This window comes from Bacillus salipaludis (assembly GCF_004358205.1).
Genome location: NZ_SMYO01000009.1, coordinates 26,232 through 42,858, shown reverse-complemented (window position 1 = coordinate 42,858; position 16,627 = coordinate 26,232). Strand labels below are relative to the sequence as shown.

Here is a 16,627-nt window from a genome sequence, read left to right as displayed (position 1 = left end):
GTGCCTTGGTTAAACTCTTTGCTATATTAGTAGAATATTGTTTACAAACATGGGTTTTAATAACACTTTAATGCAACGGCCATCTTTTTAATCCCCGCTTGTATGCTTGCCTCAGATAATCCCCCATACCCGATCATGATTGGCTGATTGGAAATAGGTGCGGTCTGATGCCAATACTGTTGTGTCAAGTAAATCCGCACTCCCAGTTTTTCTGCCTGCTGCACCAGTTTCCTCGTATCCAGATTGTAAAATTCAAGCAGTAAATGCAGGCCCGCCTTTTGGCCAATCACCTTGACATTTTTTCCTAAGTATTCATCGATAGCCGCTAACAGCACTTTTTGTTTCAATTGATATATTTTCCTCATTTTTCGAATATGTCGGCTAAAATAACCATCTTTCATAAATCGATAAAGTGCTTCCTGAATCAAGGGAGAAACGGATTGATTATAAAAAGAGAAATCTGATTGGAAGCGTTCAAGTAATTTTTCTGGCAGCACAAGATAACTGATTCTAGCAGCAGGAAGAAAAGCCTTTGAGAAGGTTCCGAGATAAATAACGTTCCCATTCTTATCCAATGATTTCAACGAGGGAATCGGCTGGCCCTGGTAACGAAATTCTCCATCATAATCATCCTCTATAACATAACTGGCATTTTTCTCAGCCCATTGTAGCAGTTTGATTCGCTTCTGAATGGGCAGCACCATTCCCAATGGAAACTGATGGGATGGGGTTACATATGCACAAAGGGCAGTACTATTCTCTAACTCTTCAATTTTGATACCATCATCTTCCAGCGAGATCGGAGTGATCATACAATTTTGACTTTCAAAAACATGGCGAACCCCATCATATCCAGGATTCTCCATGGCTACCCTGTTATTTCCTAAGGAAAGAAGCTGGCATATCAATTGAATGGCTGTTTGCGTCCCGGCAGTGAGAATGACCTGATCCGGGGAACATTTTACTCCTCGCGCTTGATAGAGATAATGGGCGATTTCACTTCGCAGTCCAAGGTGACCTTTTTTATTACCATAAGAAAAAACTTCTTGACTAGGATTTTCCAATGCATCGACTAAACATTTTTTCCATGTCTTATGCGGAAAATGTTCCAAATCAATATCGCCATATTGGAAATCAATCTGAATTTTTTCTTCTTGGGTCGCATTTACACTTTCCATCAGTGGCTGAGTTTCACGGTGTCTATCATTGAAATGAAAATCGTCCAATTGTAAAACAAATAACCCTTTTTTTTCCTTTCCTTCAACATACCCTTCCGCAACAAGCTGTTGATACGCCATTTCGACTGTATTTTTACTAATATTGGTTGTGTGCGAAAGCTGGCGAATAGATGGCAGTTTGGTTCCTGCGGGTAATTGTCCTGTTTCAATTTGTTCGCGAAAATATTGATAGAGCTGTAAATACATTGGATTGACGTCTTCTTTTTTGATAAAGGGAATGATATCCACATTTTCCTCCTCTTCTGTCCCTATAAATTTATGTAATACTGTCTCTTTTAACAAGGGCAATTCATTTTTAAAATGAGTATAACACTAAAATTTGGTGAGGAGAGTAAAATATGATTCCAATAAGACAAAGGGCTTTAGAATGCAAGGATCAAGAAAAAATCAATCTGTTTTTAGAGCAGGAGAAAACCGGTTTTTTAGGTTTGGCAGACGGTAACACCCCCTATGTAATCCCGCTTAATTTTGTTTGGCTGGATGGGGCGATTTATTTTCACGGAGCAGCTGAAGGCAGAAAGGTAACTATAATGGAGGAAAATGCCAAGGCCTGTTTTACGGTGAGTGCGAACCTTGGCACCCTAACCCACCCTGTACCTGCTAAGACAGATACTGCCTATATTAGCGTAATGGTTTTTGGAGAAGCAGAATTAGTTGTGGATCTCGATGAAGCGGTCAAGGCCATGCAGAAAATGCTCGATAAATATGTTCCGGGCTATTACGAACACGCTCTTTCAAGTTCACACGTAGAAAAATACCGTTCTTCGCTTGGCAGCAGAACCGCTGTATATAAGATAAAAGCTCTGGATCTAAGTGCAAAGGAAAATCCAATTCAGATTGAAAAATTATTTTATAATGGCAAAACCCAGCATCATGAATCGACAAAATAAGTAAAACAGACTTGGTAGTCTGTTTTTTTATCGAAAAAAGGATTTAAAGGTGATTCACCTATTCCAAATAGGACGACCTTCCATATGATATAGCATGTACTTTTTTTACAAGAAGGGGCGTTTTTTTATGGAAGATAGTTGTTACGAGGAAAACAGGTGTATTAAAAAGACACTGGAAAAAATCCTTGAAGCACAAAGAAAAGCAAAAAAGAAAAAAGGCGAGTCATGCCAAACATCCTGCTTAGCTCCACTTGGTGAGTTAGGCAATCATTATAGCAATAACACCATTCCATTTATCCTTTATTGTGATTGTGATCCCTTTAAGGTGGAAGGAGTGACTACTTGCCGGGATAAAAATTCTAAAAGCGAAACGTTTGTTTGTTTTATTACCTTCGTTTTTCGGATTATTGATATCAAAGATGATTGTGCCGTATTGGAGCTATTAAAATTTAAAAACCATCAAAAGTGTAATTCCAAAGGTAAGCCTATTTGTTCCCCCTGTTCCCAATTAAATTGTGAAAATATCGATGATTTAATGGCAACAGGCGTCTGTGTAAATGTGGATCTCTCAGGCTTTCATGCAATTCAATGCCTACCTGCTGTCTGCTTATAAGAAAGTGGATAAGTAAAAGCAGCGGAAAACTCCGCTGCTTTTTAGTTTGCTTTTTCCAGTGCCAATTTTAAACCGAATACAATCAATACGAGACCTGTAACTCCCTCCATCAATTTGTTGACGGAAGGTTTTTTAATGAAAGCACTTATTTGATTAATTAAAGAAATATATAATAAAAACCAGATGACGGTTAAAACGGTATAGGTGATTCCCATCAAAAGAAACGGAAGGAATGTTTGGCTGCTGCCATCTAAAAACTGTGGTAAAAAGGTTAAGAAAAATACAGCTACTTTAGGATTTAACAGGTTGGTTAGAAATCCCTGTTTAAAACAAGAGTGACCTTGATAAGTATTTTTTGGAATGATTTCATTTGTCTTTTTCTTTTTTAAAGACCATAGCGTTTTCACTCCAAGGTAAAACAAGTAGAGCGCACCTACAAATTTAAAAATAGAAAAGACCATGGCAGATTTGACGATTATTGCAGATAAACCTACTACTGCTGCTGTTGTATGAATCATCAGAGCACAGCATGTGCCATATACGGTCCTTAGCCCTCCAACTTTCCCGATAGTAAGGGTATTTTTTGTGGTGATGGCTGTATCAGGACCGGGCAAGATAATTAATACAATACACATTATAATAAATAGAAAAAAATTATGAATCATGATTCTCTCCTCTTTTTCCTCTTCTTTATCGACTTGTTTTTTACTTTAAAAACACTCCTATTTACCTTGCTATTTAATCGCTAGAACTTGCTAGCAATTTGCTAAAACAATGCAATTACTAGGATTTCCTTTAGCTGGGTTTTCGATTTGTGTCCTTTGGCTGGATGGCCTTTCTTACTAATTTGCTGCCATCAAAATGGCTCCTATAAGTTTTTACAATTTCTGAAGCTTCTTCATAAGGTCACTAAGGATAAAAGCCCCACCGTACTTATTATTTGGATCAATTACCTTTTCCCACTTTTTTGGAATTTTTTATCATCTCCCTTTTCATTTTTTTAAGATCATCATAACAAATTTTCATAAAATTATGAATTGAACTTTGGGGATAATAGTACTTTTGGCTTATCATTCATGGAGAAAACATGGAACTGATTCTTCACCGTGTTCGAGATCTAGGATACCTTGATGGTGTGCATGGAATAAATTGCTTAAAAACGTGCATTCCTTTATCCTATTAATAGAAATTAATTGCTATTTTTTATAGAAATGAGTTGATTCTTTGCAAAACAAAAATGCTTTACCGATTTTATTTTTTGTCATGTTTCTCGTGATGATTGGTTTTGGGATTATCATCCCTGTCCTGCCTTTTTACGCGGAACAGATCGGAGCTTCGCCAACAGAGCTGGGCCTTTTAATGGCAGTTTATTCTTTTATGCAGTTAATTTTTGCTCCCATCTGGGGACGGGTTTCTGATCGGATTGGCCGTAAACCTGTAATGATGATTGGAATTGCGGGTCTTGGGATTTCTTTTTTAATTCAAGGGTTATCAACACAGTTATGGATGCTGTTTGCGGCAAGAATTCTCGGTGGGATACTTTCATCGGCCAATATGCCAACCGCTATGGCCTATGTAGCTGATATCACAACGGAAGAAAATCGTGGGAAAGGAATGGGAATCATTGGAGCGGCAACAGGTTTGGGCTTTGTTTTTGGTCCGGCTGTTGGGGGGATTTTTTCAAAAATAAGCTTAGGATTACCATTTTTGCTGGCAAGTGCCTCCTCCTTCATTACCTTAATCCTTGTGTTTTTATTACTAAAAGAATCTTCAGAGAAGAAATCGGTCGAAAAAAGACCATCATTGCTAGAAGCTTTTAACGGACCCACATCGATTCTATTTGTCATGCAATTATTGATTTCTTTATCTCTCTCCGGTTTAGAAGCAACCTTTGCCTATTTTGCTGCCAAAAAAGCGGGTATAGATACAGTAGAACTTGGTTATGTATTTATGATTATGGGGTTTGCAAGTGCCATAATCCAAGGTGGATTGGTTGGCCGACTAACGAAGAAATATGGAGAAAGAATGGTTATTCAAGGAGGTATTATTGTTTCAGCAATTGGTTTTGGACTCATCCTCCTTGTGAATAGTTTTCTAACTGCTGCCGTTTATTTAACGATATTTGGAATTGGTAATGGTGTAATTCGTCCAAGTGTCTCTGCTTTGCTAACGAAAACTTCAACAGCAGGACATGGAAGTTCAACCGGTTTACTCTCTTCTTTTGATTCATTAGGAAGAATTATCGGGCCTCCAATGGGTGGATGGTTATTTTCAATCACAATTGGTTTGCCCTACATCTCAGGGGCAGTCCTATCAGTCCTTGCATTGATTCTTTTTCAGATTTATCGCCCAGTTGCTAAAATGGTGAAAGAGAATTGAGAACTCTATCTTCCGGCGCAATGATTATTGCGCCGGAATCCAATAGGATCAGTTTTACGCAGGAAAAAAGTTTACCGAGGGTCTACTTAGTGGAGAATGGCTAAAGTTTAAAGTGTGAAAATAAGAATAATTCACTTCGGAACTTGTCTAAAAGTTCTTCAAACGTGGAATGGATTAATCGTGGAAACAGTGTTTCTAGCGCATCTTTGTAATCCTGCCCTAATTCTTCTCGTAAATGAATGAAAGCATGGAATAATAAAGCTTTTTCAAAATCAATTCCTAATTTATATAAACCGATTGCCAACTCATCCTTAGGAATTTGTTTAATTTTACTGTAAACCCTTTCATTTTTTTTAATCAGGTTTTTATTTAGATAATGAGTGACATAATCTGTATAGATCATTTGACCAATTTCATTTGTTTCTTTATTTGAATAATTAAAGCCAATCACATGGTTTTCCTTACTTTCGCGAATGATAAAGGTTTTATTTCCTTTTAAATGGGTAATAAAATTTTTTACGTGCTTATCAAAAATTTTATCAAATTCAATGATCTGCTGAAGTTTTACCGCGAAATCCCGATGTTCTTCGCCAACAACGAATAAGCGGTCAACAATGGGTAATAGGCTTAATACTCCTTCTGATAGCTGACTGGATGCATCGTATATGATAATATCAAATTCCTTTTTCATCTGTTTAATTTTTCGTTTTTTTTCTGCCAGAGATAATTTTGAGAATTCATGGATCAACTCCGTTGAAATTTCTTCTTTTTCTAAAGTCCCGTAAGAAATAAATGCTGCCGAAAGACTGGTGTTTTTTTTAAGCCAATGATAAATCGATAAAGACAATTCTGTAACACCTGATTTTGCTTTTGGAGAATAAAAACCAACTAAATACAATTCCCTTCACCTGCCTTTATAACAAAAAATCCCCCTTTTATATTGCTGAATTTCCTTACAATACGAGGTATTAATATAGTTTACGGAGTTGTCCATCCAACTGAAACGGCGATTTCATCAGGTTTTTATTTACAAAAACCCCCTGTTAAACTTGGATGTTGATTTCCGCTCCAGGCACAAGCGGTTCGTGGGCGGTCTGGTGAGCCTCCTCGTCGCTTTGCTCCTGCGGGGTCTTTTTCCCCTACTCCGTACTCCCACAGGACACTGAATTGCTCCCTTGAATCGGCCCACGCACGAAGAAAATGCGTTAGCATTTTCGAGGAGTCTTCGTGCCTTCCGCTCCAATCAACTTTGTTTAAAAATCATCATTGTTCTTTAACATAGCTTACAAAAAAAGCCAATCGAAAAAAATCGATTAGCTGCTTGTTGAGGTAAGGAATTTATCAATTTCTGCTATATTTTGATCCAAATTAATACTTAGGACCTCTCCTACATTGTCAAATCGTTCGTTTGTGAAGGAACCATCAACTGGAACCCGCAGAGTTTTTAAATTTGAGGAGCGATTCGTAATTAAATCCCTCCCCAAAGAAAATAACGTTGATGAATCCAGATTGGTTTCAATATATGGATTGATTACACCTAATAGTTTCGGAATCTTGATAACACTTCCCATACTTAATGCCTGATCCTCCAGTTTAGTTAGGACCTCCTGTTGCCGCTCGACACGGCCAAAATCACTTAGATTGTCATGTCTAAACCGGACATAGCCTAATAACTTGTCCCCGTGCAGCGTTTGCTTTCCAGGGTTTAACGTCATCCCAATTCCGGAGGACATTTGATGCGGAACATCTACTTCAATCCCATCTGGTGCAAGGACATCCACCACTTTGGAAAAACCTTTAAAATCTACCATTGCATAATAGTTCACATCAATATGGAAATTTTCTTCAATGGTTTGTCTTAAAAGCTCCGGACCACCAAAGGCATAAGCCGCATTTATCTTTTGCATTCCGTGACCGGGTATATCAACGTATGTATCTCTCATAATGGAAATCAATTTCGCTTGATGAGAATTTTGATCATAATGGGCGATCATAATGGAATCTGTTCGTGAATGCTTTTCACCACGTGAGTCGCTGCCTAAAAGAAGAACATTGAGTTTCCCAAACTTTACTTCTTTCCCTTTGAATGTATCAGTTTGTTTTTTATTACCTAAGTAACTTCCTGCCTCTGCAATCGAAAGTCCTCGCTTATATTGATAAATTGAATAAGCCGTTGTAAATATTATCATCAATATAAAAAGCATCCCAAATACTCTTTTCCATCTAACTTTCCTTCTTCTACGTACTTTTTCCATCTCGTACCTCCGGTTGTCTATACCAAGTTCACAAATTCAATACCCTTAATATTTTAAGTGATTCATAGGAATAATTAAATTACAAAATGGTAAATAAATGATTACGTTTTAAATACTGGCCAAAAAACGGGAGGGAAATTCTGAATTTAATTTAATCATATGTCGTGCGGACATGCATAAAATGGGTTATGAAGATGTAATTGGTAAAGGAGCCGGGAGCATGAAATCTTTCACTCAAACCACGTCATTGTTAGCCCTGTTATTCTTGTTAGTTTTTGCCGCCTATCTGGATTCGCCCTTTTCGTTTATCAATAAAAATTACTCCTACACAGCAACGGCGAGTAAACAAAAAATAGCAAAGCCTGTAACGGCCGCCCCTTCTGATGAGGGCCCTGATCTAGTAGAAAAACTTGAAAAAGTTGAAAAAGTGGATGGATATTTCGTGGAGACCTATCAGGAATATGAAGTGTACAAGGATGAAGATGGAAAAGTCAAAAAAGAGATACCCACTGACCATACCGAAACATTAAAATATTGGGATTATAGTCAAAATTATGGTGAATGAGGGGTAGATCCTCTATAGAAAAGGCTGCCGACCCGGTAGCCTTTTATTATTGTTTCACTAGTTCTTTCATATTAAACAAATTCCTATTGATTCTATTTTATAAGAGGATGAATGGATTTTTTAAAATTGTCTAAAATGGTAGATGAGGAGGTAGAAGAAAAATGAATACAATGGCTTTAATCGTAAAATTTGTTACTTGTCTGGTTGCTTATGCGGTAGCATTAGATCTTTTTTTTAATGCGACTTGGGTGGATATTGTTTGGTTCAGTGTGTTAATGACAATTGTTTCTTATCTTGGGGATAGGATGTTACTTTCTCGAATCGGAAATAAGAATGCCCTTATTGGAGATTTTATCCTATCCTATATGGTGGTTTGGATTTTTGGAAGTGTACTTCTTGACAATTATATGCAGATAGCTTGGGGAAGTATTATTTCAGCAATCATAATAACAATTGGGGAGTTTTTCGTTCACCGAATGTTGCATAGTCCAAGGCAGGAAAGCAGCCTCAAAAAGAATGCGGTACCTGACCGGCTAGCATACGGTATGGAAATGTCCGAGGAGCAAGAACCATTAAAGAAAAAGTGAAGCCTACTTAAATTTTAAAAACAGAATGATTTTAGAGAAGGTCTTCCCATTTGGGGAGACCTTTTTTTAGGTTTAATATGGAAAATAACTGGGGTTTAAAATAACAATTTACATGAAAGGAAATATCTTGATTCCAAATATGAACTTTCTGTGACAAATATGTGAAACATAAAAAATTCTCTACTCAAATGAAATTAAATTTGGTATATTTGTATAGCTTTTTAACATAATCCTCGTGAATAAATAAAAAACAAATCGAATGAAAGGGGTACTTACATTGAGTAAATGGAACCAATTTGCTAAATATTCTATTTTAGCATTCTTGGGTATGGTACTTTTGGCTGGGTGTGATAAAAGTAAATTTATTGTTCTAAACCCAAAAGGTCCGGTTGCCCAACAAGAACTAGATTTAATTATCATTTCGGTTATTTTATGTGCAGTTGTTATTATTCCTGTTTTAGGTATTTTTGTTTATATTGCGGTTAAGTATCGAGACCGTCCGGACAACAAAGCACCATATCAACCAGAATGGGCAGACAGTAAAATTTTAGAGATCGTATGGTGGGGAATTCCGGTTATCATCGTTGCGATTCTTGGTGTTTTTACTGCGAAAACAACAATTAATTTAACAAAACCCCCTGTGAAAGATGTAAAACCATTGGTTGTACAAGTAACTTCACTGGATTGGAAGTGGATGTTTACTTATCCAGATAAAAAAATTGCCACCGTAAATTACGCTGAGATTCCTGCTGGTGTTCCGGTACAATTTGTTTTAACTTCTGATGCACCGATGAACTCGTTCTGGATTCCTCAATTAGGCGGTCAAGAATATACGATGCCGGGAATGTCAATGGGCTTATGGCTGCAGGCGAATAAAGTTGGAGAATACTTTGGTTCCGGTGCAAACTTTACCGGTAAGGGCTTTGCACATATGCAATTTAGAGTGAAATCAGTAAGTCAAGCTAATTTTGATAAATGGGCAGAAAGTATTAAGAAAAGTTCTCCTGTCTTAACAAAAGCTGGTTATGAAAAATTGTCCAAGCCAAGTACCGAAAAAGAGTTAAGCTTTTCATCATATCCTAATGGATTATTCCAAGACATTGTGAACAAAAATGGTGGTATTTACTATAATCATAAAAATCACATGAACATGAGCGATAGTGCTGAAATGAAGTCAATGCCTGGAATGGATATGGGAAAATAAACAAACAGGAGGAAATTATCAATGGATAACTCGCATTTTTTTGTCACCGGCGATCCTATGATTTATGGTGCCGATGTTTCGATTGTTCTAGCCATGATTGGGATTGTATTTTCTCTCACATACTTCAAAAAATGGGGATGGCTATGGAGAGATTGGATTACAACCGTTGACCATAAAAAAATTGGTATTATGTATCTCCTTTCCGCTTTACTTATGCTTTTCCGCGGTGGGGTCGATGCGATTTTAATGCGTATTCAACTTGCGTTTCCTGATATGCATTTCTTACAATCTGAACACTATAATGAAATTTTTACAACACATGGAACGATTATGATTTTATTTATGGCGATGCCATTTATGTTCGGATTATTTAACATGGTTGTTCCATTGCAAATTGGTGCGCGCGATGTTGCGTATCCAATGTTGAATGCTGTGAGCTTCTGGTTATTCTTTATCGGAGCGATGCTCTTTAATATTTCCTTTGTAATCGGTGGTTCAGCGAGTGCCGGATGGCTATCCTACCCGCCTTTATCTGAAAACGATTTTAGCCCGGGTCCTGGTCAAAACTTCTGGATTTGGGGAATTCAAATTTCAGGTATAGGTAGTTTGGCAACAGGTATTAACTTTGTTGTAACGATCTTAAAAATGCGGACACCATCTATGCGCTTAAAAGATATGCCATTATTTTCATGGTCTGTATTAGCGTCATCAATTGCCATTTTAGGTGTATTCCCTATTTTAACTGTTACTTTAATCATGTTGACTGTTGACCGCTTACTTGGCGGACATTTCTTTACAATGACTGCCGGCGGTAATCCTATGTTATGGGTAAACTTGATCTGGATGTGGGGTCACCCAGAAGTATATATTGTTGTATTACCTGCCTTCGGTGTGTTCTCTGAGATTGTTGCTACATTCTCGAAAAAACGTATTTTTGGTTATGGTTCAATGGTATTTTCTATGATTGCTATTTCGATAGTTTCTTATTACACTTGGGTGCACCATTTCTTTACAATGGGTGCCGGTGCGGACGTAAATATTGTTTTTGCGATATGTACGATGATTATCGCAATCCCGACTGGTGTTAAGATCTTTAACTGGCTGTTTACTATGTACCGCGGCCGTGTACGCTTATCACAGCCTATGCTTTGGTTTTATGCATTCGTACCATGTTTCCTTGTTGGTGGTGCAACAGGTGTTATGCTTGCTGCCGCGCCGGCAGACTATCAATACCATAACAGTTACTTCCTGATCGCCCACTTCCACCAAGTATTAATCGGTGGTGTAGTATTCGGTTACCTTGCAGGTCTTTATTATTGGTGGCCAAAACTATTCGGCTTCAAGTTAAACGAACGTTTAGGAAAATGGGGATTCTGGTTGTGGCAAATTGGTTTCTATGTTTGCTTTATGCCACAGTACGCTCTTGGTTTCATGGGTATGACTCGTCGTATTTATACGTATAACCAATCAGCAGGTTGGGACATGGGTTGGGCACCGCTTAACTTAATCTCAACGGTCGGTGCATTCTTTATGGGTATCGGTTTCGTCTTCCAAGTTTGGCAAATTCTTTATAGCATTAAACACGGTGAACGCGATGTAACTGGTGATGCTTGGGATGGCCGTACATTAGAATGGTCAATTCCATCCCCTCCTCCAGTTTATAACTTTGCGATCTTACCAAAAGCAAATGGCAAAGATGCTTGGTGGTATCAAAAAGAAGAAATGAAAAAAGAAGGATATAAACCTGAACCGGTAAAATATGAACCGATTCATATGCCAAAAAATACAGGTATTCCTTTCATTATGTCATGCTTCTTCTTTATTGCCGGTTTTGGATTTACGTTTGATTGGATTTGGATGGGAGTCATCGGATTAATTGGTGTTGCCATAACATTATTTACTCGTTCATTCCAATATGACACGGATTATTATATTCCTGTAGAAGAAATCGAACGAACTGAGAAAGCATTAAGAAAAAACATTTCAGTTCAGCGAACTGCAAACTAGGAGGTTAAAAACATGCAACATAGCGCTTCAGCTCATGTTTCTGACCATGATCATGGTCATGTTGACCAAGAAGGATTAAAGGTTTTAGGATTCTGGATATTCCTTGTAACTGACTGTCTATTATTTGCAACCTTCTTTGCAGCGTATGCGGTCCTGCACACTCATACAAACGGAGGGTTCACAGCAAAAGAATTCGATGTACCAGGTTTTATCATTGAGACTTTCATTCTTTTAATTAGTTCATTTACAAGTGGTTTGGCAGTACTCGCCATGCATAAAGGCAATAAAAAAGGTCTTATTAAATGGTTAATTGTAACAATTGCTCTTGGTGCTGTATTCGTAGGTCTTGAAATCAACGAATTTGTAAATATGGTTCATGAAGGTGCAACACTTCAAAGCAGCGCCTTCCTTACTTCCTTCTTTTGTTTAGTTGGTACACACGGCGTTCACGTTTCTTTCGGTATCCTTTGGATCATTGGAATTATTGTTCAAATCAAGAAAAAAGGAATTACTGAAGTTACAAAACGAAAAGTTTCCATTGTCAGTCTTTATTGGCACTTCTTAGATGCTGTATGGATCTTTATCTTTACTGTCGTTTATTTAATGGGGGTGATGTAACATGTCAGCACATGGACACGAACACGAACACACTGGTTCCATCAAAGCATATGTGACAGGTTTCATTCTTTCGATAATATTGACTATCATCCCTCTTGTTCTTGTTTTAAATCATATGATGGCAAAATCAGCGCTTATGTTCAGCATATTGCTGGCGGCTGTTTTACAGTTTGTCCTTCAATTATTCTTCTTCATGCATATTCGTGATGGTGAAGGACCGAAGTACAATGTGATGGCATTAATCCTTGGGATTATTTTCGTTGCAACAATTGTTGCCGGATCGGTTTGGATTATGTCATTCAACTCTCAAGTTCATTAATGTTACTAAGTGCCCAGCGATTTTAGAGACCGCTGGGCACTATATCTTAATGGTCAGAAAAGAAATGGTTTCTTACATAGGAGGTGCTCTAAGATGAAATACTTTTGGCTTTCTATCATTGCAGCGGCAACACTGTTTCTAGTAAATATTATTGGATTTATTGACACGATGACAAATTCCGCAATGGGATGCGGGAGCGGATACCCTTTGTGTAATGGTAAATTATATCCTGATTTTTCTGATTATCACTCTGTCATTGAATACACCCATCGTATCGTTGTGGGGCTTGCGAGCCTGTTATTATTTGTTGTTTCAGCAATGGCTTGGATTCGCTATAAATCACGAAAAGTGAAAATGCTGGTATTCTTTGCGATTTTAGGTATCCTTGGGGAATCGACCCTTGGTGCCTTAACAGTAATGATTTCACTCTCTCCTCTTTTGCTGGCAGCGCATTTGGGAATTGCACTTATATCATTTTCAGCATTAATCAATATTGCCTATGTGATTTATTTGGAGGAAAAGAAAAATCCTTCCTTGAAAAAGATGCCCGCGTCATTTTCCGTTTTTTCTTGGTTTACTTTTATCTTTCTTTATGCAGCTATTTATTTCGGGGGTTATGTTGCCAAAACAGGTTCGGGTGAAGCCTTCCGTGGTTTTCCGATTCCGACCGAACGCTACGGGGATGTTGGAAATGCTTTTTGGGTTGATATCATTCATCGTTCATTTGCCCTTGGTCTAATCATTCTCTTTTTCGAGCTAATTCACCTTTCAAAAAAATACCGTCAAGATCGTCCGGACATTTATCGCTTCAGTCAAATTAATTTTTTATTCATTCTTTTGCAAGGATTAAGTGGTGCCCTTTTAATCTATACCCATTTAAGTTTGGGAGCAGTCCTCCTACATGTTTCCATTCTATCTCTATTAGTTGGAATCCAAAGTATCATCTGCTTTCAAAATGGCTAGGCAAAAATCCTAAATGAATCGTTTAGGATTTTTTTTATTTCTCTTTTTCTTACCCATTGGCTCTGTTAAACTTGGTTGTTGATTTCCGCTCCAGGCACAAGCGGTTCGTGGGCGGTTCGTGGGCGGTTCGTGGGCGGTTCGTGGGCGGTTCGGCGAGCCTCCTCTGTCCCGTACTCCCACAGGAGTCTTCGTGCCTTCCGCTCCAATCAACGCTGTTCAAAATCTATATCGTCCTTTAATAAAGTCTATCTATTTTAAAAATCAAGTAATTTGCACTATTAAAATTTTTTTTAAAAAAAGTTTGACAAATTTGTGACAATTGATAGAATATTCAGTAAGGGAGTGATGATCATGGAGTATAAATATTTAAAAATTTTTAAAGCATCCATGTTTGGAATCGGTACTGGTGTACTCATTTTTATTTCTAGCTTTTTTGTAAGCGCTGCCAATGGAGGATACTTTTATACTGCAACAGGTGTTGGTGTCGTCATTGCTTCTATTATTACCTTATTATTTGGTATGTGTCTAAGCTTAATGGATGAAGTAACAGAAGCGGAGATTCGAAATAAAGAAACAAAACTATATTTTGTTCCAAAAAGAACATTTCATTAAAAAATAAAAAAATCAGGCGTAATTTTTGAATAAAATTGCGCCTGATTTTGTTTGAAAAGGAAAAGGTTCACATTTTCTACGATAGGACATAATTACTAATTTCGACCGAAATTTATCATCCCTGTAATTTTTCAACCTCACCCATTTTCTTCTTTACCGGCCAAAACGCCCATTTTCCTAAAATCGATGTGATGGCAGGAACCAAAAACGGTCTGATCATAAATGTATCCAAAAGTACACCGATGGCTGTAATCGTTCCAAAATGGACAAGTATTTGAATCGGAAGTGTCGTTAAGATGGCAAATGTGCCTGCTAAAATTAAACCAGCTGAGGTAATGATTCCCCCCGTTTCAGCTACCCCTTCGCGAACTGCATTTACAAGGGACATTTCATTACTTTTTCTCCAAATGCTTGAAATCATAAAAATATTATAGTCCTCTCCAAGTGCAACAATAAATACGAAAGCATATAAAGGGATAAATCCTTGGATCTCATTCACGTTGAACCCATAGTGCAAGATAATCCATCCTAGCCCTAATGCACTATAATAAGATAAGAGCACCGTTCCGATTAGGTAGATAGTGGCGATAATGGAACGAAGATAGAACAATAGTAAAACGGCGATCATTACAAGGACAATCGGAATAATCAAGGAGGAATCGGCTTTCGTAGTCTCTTTTGTATCATATTGTTCGGCTGTTTGCCCGCTTATATAAACCTTGCTATTCGCACCACTACTTTTTAAAATTTCCTTTAGGTCCTTTTTAAGTTTAGGGATGGATTCCATTGCCTTGTTGGAATAAGGATTATCTTTTAATTCCACATCATACTTGACCAAGCTTGGATCCTTTTCACTTCGCTCGGCATTCGACACCTTCGCAATATACGGTAATCCTTCCAATTTTGCTTTCACGGTGCTTTCATCTTCAATTCCTTTTACGATGACAGTAGCTGGTGCCAACTCACCAGCACTAAAGTGTTCAGAAAGGATTTCAAAGCCCTCACGAGACGGCATATTTTTTGGAAACGATGAAAGTGTGTCATACGTATATTCAATTTTTAATGAATAAATGGCCAAAATTCCCAAAATCGTAAACGTCGTAATAAACACTTTCCAAGGGTTTTGGCTAACCATTCTACCGATGATATTTCCTAACCGTTTTTCTTTATTGCGATTCCGATATACCTTCCCTTTTTTCTCTGCCAATTTTTTATCCATTTCTTCGGTACGAGGGATAAATGGGAAAAAGGAAGCTCTTCCTAATATACTTAGAAACGCAGGAATAAGCGTTAAACTCGCACACATCATGATAAGAATCGCCAAACTGAACGGAATCGCAAAACGGTGGATGGATCCGTAGTTCGCCACTAATAAAACAAGAAGAGAGATCACAACAGTCAGTCCGCTCATTATAATCGCACCAGATGATCTCGTAAACGCATTTTTAATGGAACGAAATTTGCTCTCCTCTTTATTTAAACTATTTCGAAATTGGGCAATTAGGAATAAACAATAATCGGTCCCAGCCCCAAATAGTAATACAGTCATAATCGAGATAGCTTGAGAATCAAAGTCGATTACTCCTTCCCTCCCTAACAATCCAAGAATCGGGCTGATCACCATATAGGCCATCCCAACCCCAATTAATGGTATGAGGGCTAATATCGGCGAACGATAAATGACCAGAAGGAAAATCAGAACAAGTAAAACGGTACCAAAAAGTAAGGAGAGATCCCCTTGGCTGAATAGGTCAGTGGCATCTACCGATATTCCTGCAGGTCCTGTAACCCTAACGAGTAAAGAGTTTGCATCATTGATTTTTTTCGTAAATGGATTGGATGAGAAAATAGGTTTTGAAATTTGTTTCAATTTATCCAATCGTTTTTGTATCTCTGCAGTCTCAAGGTCTTGATCAAATACTACCGGTAAAACGAAGGTTGTTCCATCCTTGGATACTTGTTGTTTTAATACAGGAAGCGGCATTTTATAAAACGGGGGCACCTCCGCCCCTTCAATCGGGTTATCAACAACAAGTTTCTTTGTTAGTGTTTGTATGGATGCTAGATCTTCATCCGATAACTGATTCTTTTTATACCAAGTCATCAGTGCAGGGGTTCCCGTCTTATTACCAAAATTCTTTTCTATGATTTCCTTTGCTTTTTGAGAGTCAACTTTCTCTAAAAAGAGATCCGCTCTTTCATTCTTTTGTGAATTTGCTTGGGGTAAAGTGATATTTAATAGAATTATGACGAATACCCAAATAAGGATGGTAATCCATCGACCTTTTTTCCCGCTAACTAGCTCACCCCAACGCATTAACCAATTTTTCTTCACAATTCTCGTCTCCCTTCATTACCTTATCAGTTGATAAGTGGG

The 16,627-nt window shown here is 37.8% G+C and carries 16 protein-coding genes; 11 read left to right on the top strand and 5 right to left on the bottom strand.

Going from position 1 to position 16,627, the window contains the following annotated elements; translation table 11 throughout:
* Positions 1 to 56 precede the first annotated feature (56 nt).
* The gene (pdxR, locus tag E2K98_RS18950) at positions 57 to 1,466 is read right to left on the bottom strand and encodes a MocR-like pyridoxine biosynthesis transcription factor PdxR (protein WP_235824861.1); all 1,410 of its coding nucleotides are present in this window, start codon (positions 1,464 to 1,466) and stop codon (positions 57 to 59) included.
* Positions 1,467 to 1,576: 110 nt separating this feature from the next.
* Between pdxR and E2K98_RS18945 the strand changes: the two genes are divergently transcribed.
* Together E2K98_RS18945 and E2K98_RS18940 are read left to right on the top strand one after the other, a co-directional pair.
* A complete protein-coding gene (locus E2K98_RS18945; protein WP_208025389.1) occupies positions 1,577 to 2,128 on the top strand; it encodes a pyridoxamine 5'-phosphate oxidase family protein in 552 nt (183 codons plus the stop codon).
* A gap of 127 nt (positions 2,129 to 2,255) precedes the next feature.
* A complete protein-coding gene (locus E2K98_RS18940; protein WP_165976319.1) occupies positions 2,256 to 2,741 on the top strand; it encodes a CotY/CotZ family spore coat protein in 486 nt (161 codons plus the stop codon).
* A 41-nt stretch (positions 2,742 to 2,782) separates the two neighbouring features.
* Here E2K98_RS18940 and E2K98_RS18935 read toward each other — a convergent pair whose 3' ends face one another.
* Positions 2,783 to 3,406 (bottom strand): LysE family translocator, encoded by a 624-nt coding sequence (locus E2K98_RS18935; protein WP_208025388.1) that lies wholly within the window; start codon positions 3,404 to 3,406, stop codon positions 2,783 to 2,785.
* 559 nt (positions 3,407 to 3,965) lie between these two features.
* Here E2K98_RS18935 and E2K98_RS18930 point away from each other — a divergent pair.
* Positions 3,966 to 5,120 (top strand): MFS transporter, encoded by a 1,155-nt coding sequence (locus E2K98_RS18930; RefSeq protein ID WP_133336871.1) that lies wholly within the window; start codon positions 3,966 to 3,968, stop codon positions 5,118 to 5,120.
* Positions 5,121 to 5,220: 100 nt separating this feature from the next.
* On the opposite strand, the gene E2K98_RS18925 is transcribed toward E2K98_RS18930, so the two are convergent.
* Together E2K98_RS18925 and E2K98_RS18920 are read right to left on the bottom strand one after the other, a co-directional pair.
* Positions 5,221 to 6,018, bottom strand: coding sequence for a hypothetical protein (locus tag E2K98_RS18925; protein WP_133336869.1), 798 nt, complete (start codon positions 6,016 to 6,018; stop codon positions 5,221 to 5,223).
* Positions 6,019 to 6,433: 415 nt separating this feature from the next.
* Positions 6,434 to 7,375 (bottom strand): LCP family protein, encoded by a 942-nt coding sequence (locus E2K98_RS18920; RefSeq protein ID WP_133336867.1) that lies wholly within the window; start codon positions 7,373 to 7,375, stop codon positions 6,434 to 6,436.
* Positions 7,376 to 7,595: 220 nt separating this feature from the next.
* On the opposite strand from E2K98_RS18920, the gene E2K98_RS18915 reads away from it, so the two are divergent.
* From E2K98_RS18915 to E2K98_RS18880, 8 genes are all read left to right on the top strand, one after another.
* A complete protein-coding gene (locus tag E2K98_RS18915; RefSeq protein ID WP_133336865.1) occupies positions 7,596 to 7,940 on the top strand; it encodes a hypothetical protein in 345 nt (114 codons plus the stop codon).
* 161 nt (positions 7,941 to 8,101) lie between these two features.
* Positions 8,102 to 8,527 carry a YndM family protein gene (locus tag E2K98_RS18910; RefSeq protein WP_133336863.1) on the top strand — a complete coding sequence of 142 codons (426 nt, stop codon included), beginning with the start codon at positions 8,102 to 8,104 and terminating at the stop codon, positions 8,525 to 8,527.
* Between the two features lie 277 nt (positions 8,528 to 8,804).
* A complete protein-coding gene (qoxA, locus tag E2K98_RS18905) occupies positions 8,805 to 9,731 on the top strand; it encodes a cytochrome aa3 quinol oxidase subunit II (RefSeq protein ID WP_235824860.1) in 927 nt (308 codons plus the stop codon).
* A gap of 21 nt (positions 9,732 to 9,752) precedes the next feature.
* Positions 9,753 to 11,738: a cbb3-type cytochrome c oxidase subunit I gene (locus E2K98_RS18900; protein WP_133336861.1), complete on the top strand. Its 1,986-nt coding sequence runs from the start codon at positions 9,753 to 9,755 to the stop codon at positions 11,736 to 11,738.
* 12 nt (positions 11,739 to 11,750) lie between these two features.
* Entirely contained in the window at positions 11,751 to 12,356 is a 606-nt protein-coding gene (gene cyoC / locus E2K98_RS18895; protein WP_133336859.1) for a cytochrome o ubiquinol oxidase subunit III, read from the top strand.
* 1 nt (position 12,357) lies between these two features.
* On the top strand, positions 12,358 to 12,675 hold the full coding sequence (gene cyoD / locus E2K98_RS18890; RefSeq protein WP_133336857.1) for a cytochrome o ubiquinol oxidase subunit IV: 318 nt from the start codon (positions 12,358 to 12,360) through the stop codon (positions 12,673 to 12,675).
* 93 nt (positions 12,676 to 12,768) lie between these two features.
* On the top strand, positions 12,769 to 13,638 hold the full coding sequence (locus E2K98_RS18885; protein WP_133336855.1) for a COX15/CtaA family protein: 870 nt from the start codon (positions 12,769 to 12,771) through the stop codon (positions 13,636 to 13,638).
* A 351-nt stretch (positions 13,639 to 13,989) separates the two neighbouring features.
* Positions 13,990 to 14,250 (top strand): hypothetical protein, encoded by a 261-nt coding sequence (locus E2K98_RS18880; RefSeq protein ID WP_026576443.1) that lies wholly within the window; start codon positions 13,990 to 13,992, stop codon positions 14,248 to 14,250.
* Between the two features lie 115 nt (positions 14,251 to 14,365).
* On the opposite strand, the gene E2K98_RS18875 is transcribed toward E2K98_RS18880, so the two are convergent.
* Complete coding sequence (locus E2K98_RS18875; protein ID WP_372512711.1) at positions 14,366 to 16,585, bottom strand: MMPL family transporter; 2,220 nt, start codon at positions 16,583 to 16,585, stop codon at positions 14,366 to 14,368.
* Positions 16,586 to 16,627: the final 42 nt, after the last annotated feature.